This is a genomic window from Micromonospora sp. CNZ296, from assembly GCF_007827635.1.
In genome coordinates this window covers 161,820-178,755 of the sequence record NZ_VISW01000009.1, presented here as the reverse complement: position 1 = coordinate 178,755, position 16,936 = coordinate 161,820, and the positions used below count along the sequence as shown (strand labels likewise).

At 73.6% G+C, this 16,936-nt stretch carries 16 protein-coding genes; 7 read left to right on the top strand and 9 right to left on the bottom strand.

Annotated features, from left to right (window positions below; translation table 11 throughout):
• Nucleotides 1-10: 10 nt before the first annotated feature.
• The 4 genes from rplM to FB455_RS16940 all read right to left on the bottom strand — a co-directional run bounded on the left by rplM (nt 11) and on the right by FB455_RS16940 (nt 2,694).
• Nucleotides 11-454: a 50S ribosomal protein L13 gene (gene rplM / locus FB455_RS16955; protein ID WP_013288574.1), complete on the bottom strand. Its 444-nt coding sequence runs from the start codon at nt 452-454 to the stop codon at nt 11-13.
• A 209-nt stretch (nt 455-663) separates the two neighbouring features.
• Entirely contained in the window at nt 664-2,031 is a 1,368-nt protein-coding gene (locus FB455_RS16950; RefSeq protein ID WP_013288575.1) for an MFS transporter, read from the bottom strand.
• Nucleotides 2,032-2,153: 122 nt separating this feature from the next.
• Nucleotides 2,154-2,447, bottom strand: a complete 294-nt coding sequence (locus FB455_RS16945; protein WP_030269379.1) for a type II toxin-antitoxin system PemK/MazF family toxin — start codon at nt 2,445-2,447, stop codon at nt 2,154-2,156.
• On the bottom strand, nt 2,437-2,694 hold the full coding sequence (locus tag FB455_RS16940) for a DUF6364 family protein (protein ID WP_030269378.1): 258 nt from the start codon (nt 2,692-2,694) through the stop codon (nt 2,437-2,439). Before FB455_RS16940 ends, FB455_RS16945 begins: the two co-directional genes overlap by 11 nt.
• A gap of 178 nt (nt 2,695-2,872) precedes the next feature.
• Here FB455_RS16940 and FB455_RS16935 point away from each other — a divergent pair, with 178 nt between their 5' ends.
• Complete coding sequence (locus FB455_RS16935) at nt 2,873-3,340, top strand: helix-turn-helix domain-containing protein (protein ID WP_013288578.1); 468 nt, start codon at nt 2,873-2,875, stop codon at nt 3,338-3,340.
• A gap of 84 nt (nt 3,341-3,424) precedes the next feature.
• Nucleotides 3,425-3,892 (top strand): PIN domain-containing protein, encoded by a 468-nt coding sequence (locus FB455_RS16930; RefSeq protein WP_255348697.1) that lies wholly within the window; start codon nt 3,425-3,427, stop codon nt 3,890-3,892.
• Here FB455_RS16930 and FB455_RS16925 read toward each other — a convergent pair.
• Nucleotides 3,865-4,575, bottom strand: coding sequence for a class I SAM-dependent methyltransferase (locus FB455_RS16925; RefSeq protein WP_013288580.1), 711 nt, complete (start codon nt 4,573-4,575; stop codon nt 3,865-3,867). The two genes, FB455_RS16930 and FB455_RS16925, sit on opposite strands and share 28 nt — an antisense overlap.
• A 146-nt stretch (nt 4,576-4,721) precedes the next feature.
• Here FB455_RS16925 and FB455_RS16920 point away from each other — a divergent pair, with 146 nt between their 5' ends.
• The 5 genes from FB455_RS16920 to FB455_RS16900 are packed head-to-tail and all read left to right on the top strand — an operon-like array spanning nt 4,722 to nt 12,265.
• A complete protein-coding gene (locus tag FB455_RS16920) occupies nt 4,722-6,833 on the top strand; it encodes a molybdopterin oxidoreductase family protein (protein WP_145754009.1) in 2,112 nt (703 codons plus the stop codon).
• Nucleotides 6,830-8,314, top strand: a complete 1,485-nt coding sequence (locus FB455_RS16915) for an FAD-dependent oxidoreductase (RefSeq protein ID WP_071097772.1) — start codon at nt 6,830-6,832, stop codon at nt 8,312-8,314. The genes FB455_RS16920 and FB455_RS16915 overlap by 4 nt, the downstream gene beginning before the upstream one ends.
• Nucleotides 8,311-10,833: a nitrite reductase large subunit NirB gene (nirB, locus tag FB455_RS16910; RefSeq protein WP_145754007.1), complete on the top strand. Its 2,523-nt coding sequence runs from the start codon at nt 8,311-8,313 to the stop codon at nt 10,831-10,833. Before FB455_RS16915 ends, nirB begins: the two co-directional genes overlap by 4 nt.
• Nucleotides 10,830-11,177 (top strand): nitrite reductase small subunit NirD, encoded by a 348-nt coding sequence (nirD, locus tag FB455_RS16905; RefSeq protein ID WP_013288584.1) that lies wholly within the window; start codon nt 10,830-10,832, stop codon nt 11,175-11,177. Before nirB ends, nirD begins: the two co-directional genes overlap by 4 nt.
• Nucleotides 11,177-12,265 carry a uroporphyrinogen-III synthase gene (locus tag FB455_RS16900; RefSeq protein ID WP_013288585.1) on the top strand — a complete coding sequence of 363 codons (1,089 nt, stop codon included), beginning with the start codon at nt 11,177-11,179 and terminating at the stop codon, nt 12,263-12,265. Before nirD ends, FB455_RS16900 begins: the two co-directional genes overlap by 1 nt.
• Nucleotides 12,266-12,276: 11 nt before the next feature.
• On the opposite strand, the gene FB455_RS16895 is transcribed toward FB455_RS16900, so the two are convergent.
• From FB455_RS16895 to FB455_RS16880, 4 genes are all read right to left on the bottom strand, one after another.
• Nucleotides 12,277-12,894, bottom strand: a complete 618-nt coding sequence (locus tag FB455_RS16895; RefSeq protein WP_013288586.1) for a GTP-binding protein — start codon at nt 12,892-12,894, stop codon at nt 12,277-12,279.
• Nucleotides 12,875-13,237: a DUF742 domain-containing protein gene (locus FB455_RS16890; protein WP_013288587.1), complete on the bottom strand. Its 363-nt coding sequence runs from the start codon at nt 13,235-13,237 to the stop codon at nt 12,875-12,877. The genes FB455_RS16895 and FB455_RS16890 overlap by 20 nt, the downstream gene beginning before the upstream one ends.
• Nucleotides 13,238-13,299: 62 nt before the next feature.
• Nucleotides 13,300-13,707, bottom strand: coding sequence for a roadblock/LC7 domain-containing protein (locus tag FB455_RS16885; RefSeq protein ID WP_013288588.1), 408 nt, complete (start codon nt 13,705-13,707; stop codon nt 13,300-13,302).
• Nucleotides 13,704-16,760, bottom strand: a complete 3,057-nt coding sequence (locus tag FB455_RS16880) for a nitrate- and nitrite sensing domain-containing protein (RefSeq protein WP_145754005.1) — start codon at nt 16,758-16,760, stop codon at nt 13,704-13,706. Before FB455_RS16880 ends, FB455_RS16885 begins: the two co-directional genes overlap by 4 nt.
• Between the last annotated feature and the right edge of the window lie 176 nt (nt 16,761-16,936).

Below are 16,936 nucleotides of genomic sequence, written 5' to 3'. Positions count from 1 at the left end.
TCGCCCGCGCTCACTGCGCGATCTGCTTGATCTCGAACGGCACCGGCTGCTGCGCGGTGTGCGGGTGCTCGGCACCGGCGTAGACCTTCAGCTTCTTGAGGAGCTGACGGCCCAGCTTGTTGTGCGGGAGCATGCCCTTCACGGCCAGCTCGATGGCCCGCTCGGGCCGCTTGGTGAGCAGCTCGTCGTAGCCGACCCGCTTCAGGCCACCCGGGTAACCGGAGTGGCGGTAAGCGACCTTGGTCTGACGCTTGTTGCCGGTCAGCGCGACCTTGCCCGCGTTCACGATGACGACGAAGTCGCCCGTGTCGACGTGCGGCGCGAAAGTCGGCTTGTGCTTGCCACGCAGGAGCGTGGCGGCGTGGGTCGCCAGGCGGCCCAGCACGACATCAGAGGCGTCGATGACGTGCCACTGACGCTCGATCTCACCCGGCTTCGGGCTGTACGTACGCACAGGTCTACCTTGTCTCGTCGTCGGTCTGGGGTCGCGCGCCGAGGTGACCAGGAGTACCCAGCCGGACCAGCGCGCACGAACGACCAAGCGTACCTGATGCGGCACGCCTAAGAATGTCGTACAACAGCAGGCAACGATACCCGGCCGCCCGGCGGCAGGTCAAAACGGGGTCGCGCCGCGCGTGGCCTGCGGGTTCGCCATGGCACAGGTCACACGCCGACCAGCGTACGCGGTCCGGGACGCAGGTAGACCACCCAGGTGACCAGGAAGCAGAGCGCGTACCAGCCGATGAAGGCCAGGTAGGCGGCATCAGCAGTGCCGGAGGCCAGGAACGACTGCCGGAACGCCACGTTCACCAGCACCCCGCCCGAGGCGCCGACCGCCCCGGCGATGCCGATCACCGCGCCGGCCAGCCGCCGGGCCCGCCGCTGTGCCGCCTCCGGGTCGCCGGTCAGCTCGCTCTCCGCGACGGCCCGGGCCCGGAAGATCGCCGGGATCATCTTGTACGTCGACCCGTTGCCGATGCCGGAGAAGACGAACAGCGCCAGGAACCCGGCCAGGTAGAGCGGGAACGACTTCTCCCTGGCGGCGTACAGCACCAGCCCGGCCCCGGCGGCCATCGCCACGAAGTTCCAGAACGTGACCCGCGCCCCGCCCAGCCGGTCGGCGAGCTGACCACCCACCGGCCGGATCAGCGACCCGATCAGCGGGCCGAGGAAGGTCAGCCAGGCCGCGTCGACGGGCGTCGGGAACCGGTCGTGGAACTGGAGCTGGAGCACCTGGCCGAAGGCGAACCCGAAGCCGATGAACGAGCCGAACGTGCCCACGTAGAGCAGCGACATCACCCAGGTGTGCGGGTCGCGGGCCGCCGCGCGCAGCGCGCCCGGCTCGTTGCGCGCCCCCGGCACGTTGTCCAGCCACCGGGCCGCGGCCAGCGCGGCCAGCACGATCAGCGGCAGGTAGACCGCCGGCACGAGCCGGGGGTACGCGGCGCCGGCGGTCGCCAGCACCGCCAGCCCCACCAGTTGCACGGCCGGTACGCCCAGGTTGCCGCCGCCGGCGTTGAGCCCCAGCGCCCGGCCCTTGAGCCGCTCCGGGAAGAACAGGTTGATGTTCGCCATCGACGAGGCGAAGTTGCCGCCGCCGACGCCGGACAGGCAGGCCAGCACCATCAGCGTGGCGTACGACACCCCGGGCTCGATCAGCACCGCCATCGGCACCGCCGGCACCAGCAGCAGCAGCGCGCTCACGATGGTCCAGTTCCGGCCGCCGAAGCGGGCCACCGCCAGCGTGTACGGCAGCCGCAGCACCGCCCCCAGCGCGGCCGGTACGGCGGTGAGCAGGAACTTCCCGGCCGGGTCGATGCCGTACTCGGGGCCCAGGAACAGCACCGTGACGGACCAGAGGCTCCACACCGAGAAGCCGACGTGCTCGGCGAAGATCGAGACGTACAGGTTGCGCCGGGCGACCCGGGCGCCACCGGCCGCCCAGAACGCCGGGTCCTCCGGCCGCCATTCGGTGAGCCGGCCGGCGGTGGCGGCCGGAGGCGTGGTCGGTGCGGAAACGAGAGTGCTCACGGGCGACTCCTCCTCGTCGATGACGAGGCGACGCTCTCAGCCCGTGGTTTCCCCGGCGTGCCCCGCACGCGTCGGCCCGGCAACGGAGATCGCACGTCCGCCGGACGGCGCCGGTGAGGCGGTCACAGCTCCTGGAGGATCCGCAGCGCCCGGCCGACCCGCTGCATGGTCTCGGTGTCCGCCACGTCCACGCACTCGGTGAACCACTTCTTCATCGGCGAGGAGATCCGGTCGGGCATCACCACGTACGCGCCCATCGGCACGGCGAGCGGCGAGTCGCGCAGCAGCGACTCCTCGACCACCTCGGCCACGATCACGATCGGTACCGCAGTGGCGTTGTAGACGTCGGAGCTGATCACCAGGCCGAACCGCTCCCGGGCGCCGGAGATGCGCCAGACCTCACCCCTACGCAGCACGCGGACGCCCGCCGAACAGGGCGTCGTCGACGAGCGCGACCTCCTGGGCGTCGGCCAGGGCGGCGGCTTCCAGGTCCAGGCCGGCACGGCCGACCGCGTCGGCGTGCGCGGTGAAGACCTCGCGCAGCGCCTTCTCCCGGGCGGCCTGGTCCATCCAGGCGGAGAGGGAGAGCCCTTCCCGCTTGGCGAACCGGCGCGCCTCCTCGATCGTCTCGTCGGAGAACGACAGCGTCACCTTGGCGGTCATGCTGGGAGGACTACCCATCGGTATGACCGCCAGTCATCCTCGTCCCCGCCGATCGCTGAATCGGACACCTACAGGTGAAACAAGCGAAGCCGGTTGCGGATATTGCACTTGGGGGCGACGATAGAGCAGGTCCGAACGGCTGGGACGACACAAGCCGCATCTGCCACAGGGAGCCGTCATGAGCCTCAGCACCGGCATGGCCGCCTCGGTCATGCCCACCGAGGGAGCGGAGCGCCAGAAGGCGGCCGCCATGGAGGAGTTCCTCGTGCGGCACCCCCTCGCCGCGGGCGGAGGCGTGGCCCGCCTCGTCTCGGCGGACGGCGAAGAGGTCGAGGTGCCCGCCCAGATGTTCGACGTCCTCCATCAGATCTCGGCGATGCTCGCCCGCGGCGACGGCGTCGCGATCAGCGCCATCTCCCGCGAACTGACGACGACCGAGGCGGCGAAGCTGCTCGGCATGTCCCGCCCCACACTCGTCCGCCTCCTGGAGAACGGGTCGATCGCGTCACACCGGGTCGGCAGCCACCGGCGCCTCTTCCTCCGCGACGTCCTCGCATTCCGGCAACGGCAGATGGAGGAGCGACGGAAGTCGTACGAGGCCTTGATGTGGGAATCCGACGCGCTGGGTTTCACCGACGACGTGTAGTTCCGGGCCCGGCCAGGGGGTGCTGGGTAGGGTGTCCACTGTGATCCCCAGCGCCTCACTGGTGTTCCTGGACGCGAGGACGTTCTGGCGGAATGGATGTATCGCCTGCGCCGTAAGCGGCCCGAGCATTCCGAGCAGGCGATCGGCGGGCAGCGACGCCGCTTCGTCCAGGCGTTCCCGTACGGCCTCGTCACCGGCTATTCGCCGAACGACGTTCCGTGCCCGCCGGACCCGGACGACCGGCACGTGCTGGCCGCCGCCGTCCACGGCCGCGCCGACATCCTGGTGACCGACGACCGGCGCGCCTTTCCGCCGGAATGCGTACGGGAATCGCTGTCGGTCCGCACCGGCGACGAGTTCCTCAACTGGGTGGCCGACCGTTCGATGCCTCTGGTCATGAGAACGTTGGCGCGGCAGATCGACTACTACCGGCGCAGCCTGGTCGCCGAGGACAAGGACGCGGTCGAACTGATCGCCCACCTACGTAAGGCCGGCGCGTCCCGTTTCGCCGATCGGCTCGAGAATCACCTCGCCGATCCGTCCGGCCGCTGACCGCCGAAGACCGCGAAACGCCATTCCTTGAAGAAGCAGTCCACGTCCACCAGGCCCGCCTCGGTCAGCCAGCGACACTGCTCGGCCACCGGGGCCGGCCGGTCGTGCCGCATCCGCTCCCGGGCGCCGGCGATCTCCTCGGCGTCGGAGCCCAGCTCGGTGATCCGCGCCGTCCACACCTCGTCGTAGCGGCGGTCCAGCGCGGGGGTCGGCCCGGCGACCTGCTCGGCGTTGACGAACACCCCGCCGGGGACGAGCGCGTCGGCGGCCCGCTTGTACAGCGCCCGCTTGCCCTCGTCGTCGAGGTGGTGGATGGCCAGCGCGGAGACCACCGCGTCGTACCGGCCGGCAGGCAGCGGGCCGGCCAGGTCGGCGTGGACGGTGCGGTGCGGCACGCCACGGGCGTCCAGGTGCCCGGCGGCCACCGCGAGCATGCCGGGGGCGCCGTCCACGAGCGTCAGGCGGACCCCGGGGACGGCCGCGGTCAGCAGCAGGGACAGCAGGCCGGTGCCCGCGCCCAGGTCCAGCACCTCGGGGGTACGCCCGGCGGCGAGCGCGGCGCGCAGCGGGGGTGCGGCCACCTCGACAGCGGTGCCGTAGAAGGCGTCGAAGCAGGGCACAAGGCGGCGCCGGGCCTGGTCGTAGCTGCCGGCCACCGCGTCGAACGCGTCCGCCACGCTCATCATGCCTCCCGTTATATGAGATTATTGTCCCACATTCTAAGCCCTGCGGAGCGTCTCGTCACCCGCGTGCGGTGTGAAGCGCTCGTGACAGGACCGAAACAGAGCAGACCCGGACCGGAAACCGCCCGACGGCACGCTTTTCCGACATGACAGACGGTGCACGCACGGCGACGCGAACGGGGTCACGCCTCGTCGAGGCCGCCACGCACTGCCCGTACTGCGCGTTGCAGTGCGGCATGGTGCTACGCGCCACCGGCGACGGTGTCGAGGTCGGCGCCCGCGACTTCCCCACCAACCGGGGCGGGCTCTGCCAGAAGGGCTGGACCGCCGCCGACCTGCTCGACCACCCGGACCGGCTCACCACCCCGCTGCTGCGCGACCGGCCCGGCGGCGAGCTGCGCCCGGCGACCTGGGACGAGGCGCTCGACCGCGTCGCCGCCGGGGTCAAGGACGTGCAGCACCGCCACGGGCCGGACGCGGTGGCGGTCTTCGGCGGCGGCGGGCTCACCAACGAGAAGGCGTACGCGCTGGGCCGCTTCGCCCGGGTGACGCTGCGGACCCGGCACATCGACTACAACGGGCGCTGGTGCATGTCGTCGGCCGCCGCAGCCGGGAACCGGGCGTTCGGGATCGACCGGGGACTGCCGTTCCCGCTCGCCGACCTCGGGCACGCGGACACGCTGCTGCTGGTCGGCGCGAACCCGGCCGAGACCATGCCGCCGCTGATGCGGCACGTCGCCGACCTGCGGGAACGCGGCGGCCGGCTGATCGTTGTCGACCCGCGCGCCACCGCCACCGCGCGCCAGGCCGACCTGCACCTGCAACCCCTGCCCGGCACCGACCTCGCGGTGGCGAACGCGCTGCTGCACATCGCGCTCACCGAGGGCTGGCTGGACCGCGCGTACGTGGCGGAGCGGACCACCGGATTCGACGACGTCCGGCGGACGGTGGCCGGCTACTGGCCGACGGAGGTGGAACGGCTCTCCGGCGTGCCGGTGGCCGACCTGTACGCGACCGCCCGCGCACTCGCCACTGTGGACCGCGCGGTCGTCCTCACCGCCCGGGGCGCCGAGCAGCACGCCAAGGGCGTCGACACGGTCACCGCCTTCATCAACCTGGCGCTCGCCCTGGGCCTGCCCGGCCGCCCCGGCTCCGGCTACGGCTGCCTGACCGGGCAGGGCAACGGGCAGGGTGGCCGGGAACACGGGCAGAAGGCCGATCAGCTTCCCGGCTACCGGCGCATCGACGACCCGGCGGCCCGCGAGCACGTCGCCGGGGTGTGGGGCGTCGAACCGGACTCGCTACCCGGGCCGGGGGTGCCGGCGTACCAGCTCCTCGACGCGCTCGGCACGCCGTCCGGCGCGCGGGCGCTGCTGGTGTTCGGTTCCAACCCGGTCGTGTCCGCGCCCCGCGCCGCGCGGGTCGAGTCCCGGCTGCGCGCCCTGGACCTGCTCGTGGTGGCGGACTTCGTCCGTTCCGAGACGGCCGAGCTGGCCGACGTGGTGCTGCCGGTCGCCCAGTGGGCCGAGGAGGACGGGACGATGACCAATCTGGAGGGCCGGGTGCTGCGCCGCCGGGCGCTGCGCGAACCACCCGCCGGGGTCCGTACCGAGCTGGAGATCCTCGCCGCGCTCGCCGAACGGCTGACCGGGGGCGGGACGCCGCTGCCGGCCGACCCGCGCGAGGTGTTCGCGGAGCTGGGCCGGGCCTCGGCCGGCGGGCCGGCCGACTACGCCGGGATCACCTGGGACCGGATCGACGCCGACACCGGCGTGTTCTGGCCCTGTCCGGACCGGGACGGCCCGGACACGCCCCGGCTGTTCGCCGACCGCTTCCCCACCCCGGACGGCCGGGCCCGGTTCCATCCGGTGACCCACCGGCCGGCCGCCGAGCCGGTGTGCGCCGACTACCCGCTGCACTTCACCACCGGGCGGGTGCTCGCGCAGTACCAGTCCGGCGCGCAGACCCGGCGGGTGGCCGCGCTGCGCCGCGCCGCACCGGGCGGCTTCGTCGAGCTGCACCCCGACCTGGCAGCACGGATCGGCGTGGCCGAGGGCGCGCCGGTACGTGTGGTCTCCCGCCGGGGTGAGTTGTGCGCACCGGCCCGGCTGAGCACGGCGATCCGGCCGGACACCGTCTTCGCGCCGTTCCACTGGCCCGGCGCGCAACGCGCCAACTCGGTCACCAACGACGCGCTCGACCCGGTCTCCGGGATGCCCGAGTTCAAGATCTGCGCGGTCCGGGTAGAGCCGGCATGAACGAACGCATCGTCGTCGTCGGCTACGGCATGGCCGGCGCCCGGCTCGCCGCCGAGCTGCACGCACGCGGCGGGAACCACTCGATCACAGTGCTCGGGGCGGAGCCGCACCGCGCGTACAACCGGATCATGCTCTCCACGCTGCTCGCCGGACGCATCGGCGAGCCGGACGTGGAGCTTGTCGAAGCCGTCGGGCCGGGCGTCGAGGTCCGCACCGGCGCGGCGGTCACCGCGGTGGACCGGGCCGCCGGCGAGGTGGTCACCGACGACGGCGAGCGGCACGGGTACGACCACCTGGTGCTCGCCACCGGCAGCCGGGCCGTGGTGCCGCCGCTGCCGGGCCTCGCCCCGCTGCCCGAGCGGGTCGTCCCGTTCCGCACGCTCGGCGACTGCCGGCGGATCCTCGCCGCCGCCGAGGGCGCGCGGCGCGTGGTCGTGCTCGGCGGCGGGCTGCTGGGTCTGGAGGCGGCCCGCGGGCTGGCCGCCCGAGGGCTCGACGTGACTGTGGTCCACCCGGTCGGGCACCTGATGGAACGCCAGCTCGACCCGCCGGCCGGCGCGGTCCTCGCGGGCACGCTCGCCGGCCTGGGCGTCCGGTCCCGGCTCGGGGTGCCGGCCACCGCCGTGAGCGCCGGCGCCGACGGCGTCCGCCTGCACCTGGGCGACGCCGGGACGCTCGACGCCGACCTGCTGGTGCTCTGCTGCGGGGTACGCCCCGACACCGCGCTCGCCGCCGCGGCCGGGCTCGCCGTCGAGCGGGGCGTGGTGGTGGACGACCGGATGCGGACGAGCGACCGGCGGATCTCCGCGATCGGCGACTGCGCCCAGCACGACGGGACGTTGACCGGGCTTGTCGCGCCGGCCTGGGCGCAGGCCCGGGTGGTGGCCGACGTGCTGACCGGCACGGACCCGCTGGCCCGGTACCGGCCCCGCCCGGCGGTGACCCGGCTCAAGGCGGCCGGTATCGACCTGGCCGCGATGGGCGACGTGGACGGGACCGGCGACCCGGGCGGGCCGGTCGAGGAGCTGACCTTCGCCGACCCGGCCCGGGGCACCTACGCCCGGCTGCGCATCCGGGACGAGCGGCTGACCGGCGCGATCCTGCTCGGTGACAACCCGGCGGTCGGCACCGTGGTGCAGCTGTTCGACAGGGGCGCGCCGGTGCCGGCGGACCGGCGTTCGCTGCTGCTCGGCCGGGCGTTCGGCGAGGCGCCGGCCGGTCCGGCCGCGTCACCGGCGCTGATGCCGGACGCCGCGACCGTGTGCCGGTGCAACGACGTGAGCAAGGGCGCCCTGGTGGCGTGCTGGCGGGCGGGCGCCCGGACGGCGGCGGAGCTGTCCGCGGAGACCCGGGCCGCCACCGGCTGCGGCAGTTGCCGGGACGCGGTGGCCGGCATCGCCGCCTGGCTCGCCGAGGTGGACCCGCCCACGGACGAGACACGCGACAGCGAGACGGATCGCGAGACGGTGGAGGTGTCATGAACGAGCGGCTGGTGGTGGTCGGCAACGGCATGGTGGGGCAGCGCTTCGTCGAGGCGCTGCGGGCCCGGGACACCGACGGGCGGTGGCGGGTCACGGTGCTCGCCGAGGAGCGGCGCCCGGCGTACGACCGGGTGCGGCTCTCGGCCGTGTTCGACGGGGTGGACGCCGGTGAGCTGAACCTGCACACGCCCGACGCCGGAGTGGACCTGCGACTCGGCGAACCGGCCACCGGCGTCGACCGGGCACGGCGGGTGGTGACCACGGCGGCCGGCGAGTACCCGTACGACGCGCTGGTGCTGGCCACCGGCTCGTACGCGTTCGTGCCGCCGGTCGACGGCACCGATCTGCCAGGCGTCTTCGTCTACCGGACACTCGACGACCTGGCCGCGATCCGGGAGCACGCCCGGGGCCGCCGTACCGGCGCGGTGATCGGTGGCGGGCTGCTCGGGCTGGAGGCGGCGAACGCGCTGCGGCTGCTCGGGCTCGCCACGAGCGTTGTCGAGTTCGCGCCCCGGCTGATGCCGGTGCAGGTGGACGAGGCGGGCGGCGCGATGCTCCGCCGCTACGTCGAGGAGCTGGGCGTCACGCCGTACCTCGGGGTGGCCACCACGGCGCTGCGTCCCGGGCCGGACGGCACGGTGGCCGCGCTCGACCTGGCCGACGGCCGCAGCCTCGACGCGGAGCTGGTGGTGGTGGCCGCCGGGATCCGGCCGCGCGACGAACTGGCCCGGGTGGCCGGGCTGCCGCTGGGCCCGCGCGGCGGCGTGCTGGTGGACGCGGCCTGCCGGACCGCCGACGAGCGGATCTGGGCGGTCGGCGAGTGCGCGGCGGTCGACGGGGTCTGCCACGGTCTGGTCGCGCCCGGGTACGCCACCGCCGAGGTGGTCGCGGACCGGCTGCTCGGCGGCGCTGCGACGTTCCCCGGCGCGGACACCGCCACGAAACTCAAGCTGCTCGGCGTGGACGTGGCCTCGTTCGGTGACGCGCACGGCGTCACCCCCGGCTGCCTCGACGTGACGTACACCGACCCGGCCACCCGCTCGTACGCGAAGCTGGTCCTCTCCGACGACGCGCGGACGCTGCTCGGCGGCGTGCTGGTCGGGGACGCGAGCGCGTACCCGGCGTTGCGCGCCAGTGTCGGCGGACCGCTGCCCGCTCCCCCGCTGGCGTTGCTGGCGCCGGCCGGCGGCGCGGGCGCCGGTGCAGGCGCGTTGCCCGCCACCGCGCAGGTCTGCTCCTGCAACGCGGTGACCCGGGCCGACCTGGACGCGGCGATCGCCGGCGGGGCGACCGACGTGCCGGCGCTGAAGGCGTGCACCCGCGCCGGTACGAGCTGCGGCTCCTGCGTGCCGATGCTGAAGCAGCTGCTGGACGCCGCCGGGGTACGCCAGTCGACGGCGCTGTGCGAGCACTTCGACCACAGCCGGCAGGAGCTGTTCGACCTGATCCGGGTACGGGGCATCAGCACGTTCTCCCGGCTCGTCGCCGAGCACGGGCGCGGCAGCGGGTGCGACATCTGCAAGCCGGTGGTGGCCTCGATCCTGGCCTCGCTCGGCACCGGGCACGTGCTCGACGGCGAGCAGGCGTCGCTCCAGGACACCAACGACCACTTCCTGGCCAACCTGCAACGCGACGGCAGCTACTCGGTGGTGCCCCGGATTCCCGGCGGGGAGATCACCCCGGAGAAGCTGATCGCGATCGGTGAGGTGGCGCGCGACTTCCGGCTCTACACGAAGATCACCGGTGGGCAGCGGATCGACCTGTTCGGCGCCCGGGTCGACCAGTTGCCGCAGATCTGGCGCCGGCTCGTCGACGCGGGCTTCGAGTCGGGTCACGCGTACGGCAAGGCGCTGCGCACCGTGAAGTCGTGCGTGGGCGACACGTGGTGCCGCTACGGCGTGCAGGACTCGGTGGGGCTCGCGGTCGCGCTGGAGCTGCGCTACCGGGGCCTGCGCGCGCCGCACAAGCTCAAGTCGGCGGTGTCCGGCTGCGCCCGGGAGTGCGCCGAGGCCCGGAGCAAGGACTTCGGCGTCATCGCCACCGAGACCGGCTGGAACCTGTACGTCGGCGGCAACGGCGGTTTCCGGCCCCGGCACGCCGACCTGTTCGCCACCGACCTGAGCACCGCGGAACTGGTCACCCTGATCGACCGGTTCCTCATGTACTACATCCGCACCGCCGACCGGTTGCAGCGCACCGCCGCCTGGATCGAGGCCATGGACGGCGGCCTGGACCACCTCCGGTCGGTGCTCGTGGACGACTCGCTCGGGCTCTGCGCCGACCTCGACGCGGCGATGGCCCGGCACGTCACGAGCTACTCCGACGAGTGGCGCGACGTCCTGGAGGACCCGGACCGGCTGCGCCGCTTCACCTCCTTCGTCAACGCGCCCGAGGTGCCCGACCCGTCCATCACGTTCACCCAGGAGCGGGGCCAGCCGGTGCCGGCCCGGGGCGCGCCCCCGGACGGCGGACACCGCCGCCAGCCCGTCGCGCTGGGCCTGCCGGAGGTACGCCGATGAGCCCCGTCGTCACGCTGGACTGGACCCCGGTCTGCCCGCTGGACCGGCTCGACCCCGACCGGGGCGTGGCCGCCCTCGTCGACGGCGTACAGGTGGCGGTCTTCCGTACCGCGAACGGGCTGTACGCGGTGGACAACCTCGACCCGGTCGGCGGCGCGTACGTCATGTCCCGGGGTCTGGTGGGCAGCCGGGGCGGCGTGCCCACGCTCGCCTCGCCGCTGCACAAGCAGGTCTACGACCTCACCACCGGGCGGTGCCTGGACCTACCGGGCGTGACGCTGCGCCGGCATCCGGTGCGCTGCCGGGACGGCCTGGTCGAGGTGCGGTTACGGCAGGAGGAATGATGCGGGACGAGCTGGCCGGCTTCACCATCGGGGTCACCGCCGACCGGCGGCGCGACGAACTGGCCGCGCTGCTCCAGCGGCGCGGTGCGCGGGTGGTGCTCGCCCCGGCGCTGCGGATCGTCCCGCTGGCCGACGACACCGACCTGCGTGAGGCCACCCGGGCCTGCCTGGAACACCCGCCGGACGTGCTGATGGCCAACACCGGCATCGGCATGCGGGGCTGGCTGGAGGCGGCCGAGGGCTGGGGGCTGGCCGAGCCGCTGCGCACCACGCTCGCCCGCGCGTACGTGGTGTCCCGCGGTCCGAAGGCGACCGGCGCGATCCGTGCCGCCGGGCTGCGCGAGCACTGGTCCCCGGATTCGGAGAGCTGCGACGAGGTGGTCGAGCACCTGGTTCGGCGCGGGGTGGCCGGCCAGGTCGTGGCGATGCAACTGCACGGCGAGCGGCAGCCCGAGTGCGCCGACGCGCTGGTGGCGGCAGGCGCCACGGTGATCGAGGTGCCGGTGTACCGGTGGGCGCCGCCGGCCGACCCGGCGCCGCTGCACCGGCTCATCGACCTGGTGGCCGGGCGTCTCGTCGACGCGGTCACGTTCACCTCGGCCCCGGCGGCCGAGGCGCTGCTGCGCGCGGCCGGGGACCGTACCGAGACGGTGCTGGAGGCGCTGCGCGGCGACGTGCTGGCCGGGTGCGTCGGCACCGTCACCGCCGAGCCGCTGGTGCGGCGCGGGGTGCCGGTGAGCGCGCCGAGCCGGGCCCGGCTGGGCGCCCTGGTCCGCACCATCGTCGAGGAGCTGCCCCGGCGCACGGTCTCGGTGAAGGCGGCCGGGCACGTGCTGACGCTGCGCGGGCACGCCGCGGTGGTCGACGGGGAGCTGCGCCAGCTGGCGCCGGCGCCGATGGCGGTGCTGCGGGCGCTCGCCGCGTCGCCGGGGAAGGTGCTCTCCCGCACCGCGCTGCTGCGGACGCTGCCACGCGGCGCCGACGAGCACGCGGTGGAGATGGCGGTCGCCCGCCTGCGGGCGGGGCTGACGGCGCCCCGCGTGGTGCAGACGGTGGTCAAGCGGGGGTACCGCCTGCGGGTCGACTGACCCGCAGGCGGTCAGCCCACCGAGGCCGGGTAGCCGTGCTCGGCCTGGAGGCGGAGCATCGCGTGCTCGACCACCGTGACCAGCACCTGCTTGACCGAGTCCCGCTGGCGGGCGTCGCACAGGACCATCGGCACGTCCGGGGAGATGGCGAGCGCCTCCCGGACCTCCTCCAGCTCGTAGTGCGGCGCGTCGCCGAAGCGGTTCAACGCCACGACGTACGGCAGCTTGCGGTTCTCGAAGTAGTCCAGCGGCGCGAACGCGTCGGTGATCCGGCGGGTGTCCACCAGCACCGCCGCGCCCACCGCGCCCCGGATGATCTCGTCCCACATGAACCAGAAGCGGGTCTGGCCCGGCGTGCCGAACAGGTAGAGGATCAGGTCCTCGGCCATGGTGATACGGCCGAAGTCCATGGCGACCGTGGTGGTCTCCTTGCCCGGCACCTTCGACGCGTCGTCGATGCCCACGCCGGCCGCCGTCATCAGCGCCTCGGTGGTCAGCGGCTGGATCTCGGAGATCGCTCCGACAAGTGTCGTCTTGCCCACGCCGAAGCCACCCGCGATCACGATCTTCGCGGAGATGATCTCCCGGCCGCGGTTCACCCCGTCGGGGTCATAGTTCGCGAAGTCCACTTAGCACCCTTCCAAGCAGGTTCATCCGCGCCGCGAAACCCGTCGCGGGAGCGGCAGTGTGTAGCGTCAGCAGGCCCTCGGCCACCATGTCGGCGACCAGCACCCGGGTGACGCCCAGCGGCATCCGGGTGTAAGCGGCGATTTCCGCAAGCGACTGCGCCCGGCCCTCACAGACCGAGGAGATGCGGTACTTGTCGTGCCCGGCGAAGCGCGCCTCGGCCGACTGCGTCGGCGTGCTCGACAGCACCGCTTCGAGCGCGATGTTCTGCAACGGCTCGGTGCGGCCCCGGGTGACCGCGTACGGCCGCACCAGCGCGCCACGTGGATCACGTCGCGGGTCCATCTCGCGATCACCTCCCCTCGTTCGGAGCCGCACCGGCTCCGGTCGTCAGCTCCCCGGTCCGATCAGGACCGGACCGCGTCTCTCGGCAGCGGGACCAGTGCCTGGCCGACCCGCTCGACCAGCAGCGCCATCTCGTAACCCACCTGGCCGACGTCGCAGCTGCGCGCCGCGAGGACGGCCATCGACGAACCGTCGCTGATGGACATCAGGAACAGGTAGCCGCTGTCCATCTCGATGACGGTCTGCAACACCCCGCCGGCGCTGAACATCCGCGCCGCGCCCTCGGTCAGGCTCACCACGCCGGAGGTGATCGCGGCGAGCTGGTCGGCCCGGTCACCGGGCAGGTCCCGGGAGGAGGCGAGCAGCAGCCCGTCCGCGGACACCGCCACCACGTGCGCGATACCCGCAACGCTGTCGGCGAAGTTGGTGAGAAGCCACCCCATGTCCTGCATGGCCGCCGGCCTGTTCATCGGTTCGTCTCCTTGGTCGAGGTGCTGTTCAGGTCGGCGCCGGCCGTACGGCCCCGCTGGACGCCACGGTGGTAGGCGGAGAGCAGACCGCGTACCTCGTCCGGCGTGCGCCGGCTGCGGTCCCGGCCGCTCTTCGGCTCTATCCCGCCGGGCACGAGCTGGGCCTGCGGCACCCGCTTGGGCAGGCCGGAGCGGGTGGTGCCGCCGGTGGTGGGCTCCGCGGCACGGCTGGCCCGGGACCAGCCCTCGTCGGCCGCCGTACGCCAGGCCTCCGGGTCGATCGGCGGCGCGGGCGCGGGCGCGGCGGCGGGTGGCGGCGGGGGCGGCGTCGCGGCCGCCGGCGGCGTGGACGGAACCTCCGGCGGGCTGTACGCGGACGGCGTGGTCGACGTGGTCAGCCCCGACGCCTGGGCCCCCGGGGTACGGGTGGGCAGCTTCGGACGCGCCGGCGCCGCTGGGGGCGCCACCGCCGGCTGTGCCGGCGCGGGCGGCTCGTCGAACGTGGGACGGGTGAAGATGGTGGTCTCGTCCTCTCCGTGCGAACGGAACCAGACCGCCTCCATCTCACGGAATATCGGCGCCTCGGCCCGCTGCTCGGGCCGGGCCACCACAGGCGTCGCCGGGGTGCTCTCCACCGCCGGCGCCGCCGCGAGCGGCTGGTAGGCCGGAGGCGCGGCCTGGGTCGCGGGTTGCGCGGTCTCGACACCCGGCGTCCGCTTGGGCAGGGGGTCGAGCGCGGGGTACGCCACCGTCGGTCCCCCGGCCGACCAGCCTGCTCCGGAGACCGGAGCCGGCGCGGTAGCGGGCGCCGCCGCCACCGGAGCGGGTGCCGCCACGGTGGGCAGCGCACCGGTCGCCCCACCCAGCTGTACGGCGGGCGTGGTGTCGCGCGTCTCGCCGGGCGTCTGCCACCGCGACGGCGGAGCGGTGGTCGCCCCGCGCCACTGGTCGGCGAGCGTCGCCGTGGCCGCACCCCGCCCGGCGCCGGCCAGCGCGTCGGCGGCGCCGACCTGGCTGAGCGGCGACTGTTCGACGGCGAGCGGCTGACGCGGCCGGGTCAGCGGGGCCTGGCCCCGGTTGGCCGGCAGCACCACTGTCGAGTTCGGCAGCGTGACCTGGGCGACTGTGCCGCCCTCGACGTTGCGGCGCAGCTCGACGCGGATCCCGTAGCGGGAGGCGAGCCGGCTCACCACGGCCAGACCCATCAGCCGGAACGCGGCCACGTCGACGGTCGGCGGCGCGGCCAGTCGCCGGTTGAGCGAGTCGAGCTGGTCGTCGCTGAGGCCCAGACCGCGGTCCTCGATCTGGATCAGCACGTAGTCGCGGATCCGGCGGCCGTCGGCCACCACCGTGGTGTTCGGCGGCGAGAACCGGGTGGCGTTGTCGAGCAGCTCGGCGACCAGCCGGACGACGTCGTTGACGGCGTGCGCGGCCACCGAGATGTCGGTGTCGACGGTGCCGAACTCGATCCGGTTGTAGAGCTCGACCTCGGACTGCGCGGCGCGCAGCACGTCGACCAGGAGCGCGTCGTCGCGACGCGGTACGGCCGAGTCGGCGCCGGCGAGCACCAGCAGGTTCTCGTCGTTGCGGCGCATCCGGGTGGCCAGGTGGTCCAGCTCGAACAGCTGCGCCAGCCGCTTCGGGTCCTCCTCGGAACGCTCGATCGCGTCCAGCTCACCGATCATCCGGTCGACCAGGCTCTGCGAGCGGCGGGCCAGGTTGAGGAACATCGCCGAGACGCTCGTCCGCAGCGCGGCCTGCTCGGCCGCGACCCGGACCGCCTCCCGGTGGACCACGTTGAAGGCCACAGCCACCTGACCGACCTCGTCGCGGTTGCTCAGCTTGATCGGATCCCGTACCTGCTGGACGATCTCGTCCACACCGCCGTCACCGATGGCGTTGACGTTCTGGAGCCGGCTCACCGCGTCCGGCAGGTCGTGGTTCGCCACGGCGAGCGCGCCCTCGCGCAGCCGGCGCAGCGAGTCGTTGAGCGAGCGGGCGAGCACCACGGCGAGCGTCACCGCGACCGCGAGCGTGAGCAGCACGAGCAGGCTCTCCACGATCGCCTGCCGGATCACGTCGGCGCGTGCCTCGTCGGCGTCGGCCAGCATGTCGTCCAGGAGCTGGATCTCGGCCCACCGCATCAGGTCGTCGACCGCGCCGATGGCGGCTGATGCCTCGTCGCGGGTGACCAGCGCCTGACGCCCGATGGACCGGGAGATGTCGCCCGCGACCCGGTCGGCGAGCTGGACGGCGTCACCGGAGACGGTGCGGTCCACCAGGGCCCGCTGGCTCGGCGTCGCGGACCGGGAGAAGGTGAGCAGCGCCTCCTGCTGACCCGTCAGCGTGGCCACGAAGGACGAGAACTGCTCCTCGTCGATCCTTCCGCCGTCGAGGGCGGTGAAGGCCACCGCCTGCTCCTCGGCCACCTCGGCCTTGGCGTGGGCGAACGCGGCCACCGCGCGGCGGGCGTCGGCCAGGCTGTCCGCGCCCGGCTGCTGGGCCAGGGCGTCGCTGTACGCGACCAGGTCGTCCAGCACGATGCCGTAGCGCAGGCTCGCCTCGGCCACCGGCATCTGCAGCCGGTCCAGCACCTCCTGGCGGGTGCCGTTCAACGTGGACAGATGGGCGTCGATCACCTTGAGCTGGTTGCTGATCGCGCCCGTCACGTCGCCGAGCTTGCCCCGCTCGTCCTGGTACGCCGCGATGCGCTCGTCGGTCTGACGCACCCGCAGGTTGTACGCGTCCGGCTTCTGGTTCGGGTCGGCCAGGAAGACCGCCGCCGCCATGCGCTCCTTGTGCAGGTCCTGGGTGAGCGCCGCGATGTCGACCGACACCGCGCTCAGCGACCGGACCTGGTCCGCCTCGTACGCGCCCTGGCCCACCGAGATGAGTCGGATAGTTGCCAGCGCGATGACAGCTGCGACCGGAACGACCAGGATGAGGGCGAGCTTGGAGCGGATCCGCGCGTCGCGCAGCCTGGGCAGGAGCCGGCGCCGGTTCCGCTGTTCGGCGTTGGGGCTCCCGGGCAGGGTCGTAGGTCCGGTGCTCACGACATCGCCTCCGTCGTTTCTTCCACGCGTGACCCGCTGACCCGTGCCTGGTGCAGCGGCCAGCGCCACGCGCGGCACGGCCGCGATTTCATCAGACGAGATCCTGTTTGGGAAGCCGCGGTGAGGCAGGAAACGGTCGCGGTCGACGCAACCCGTGATCCGATCACCTAATACCT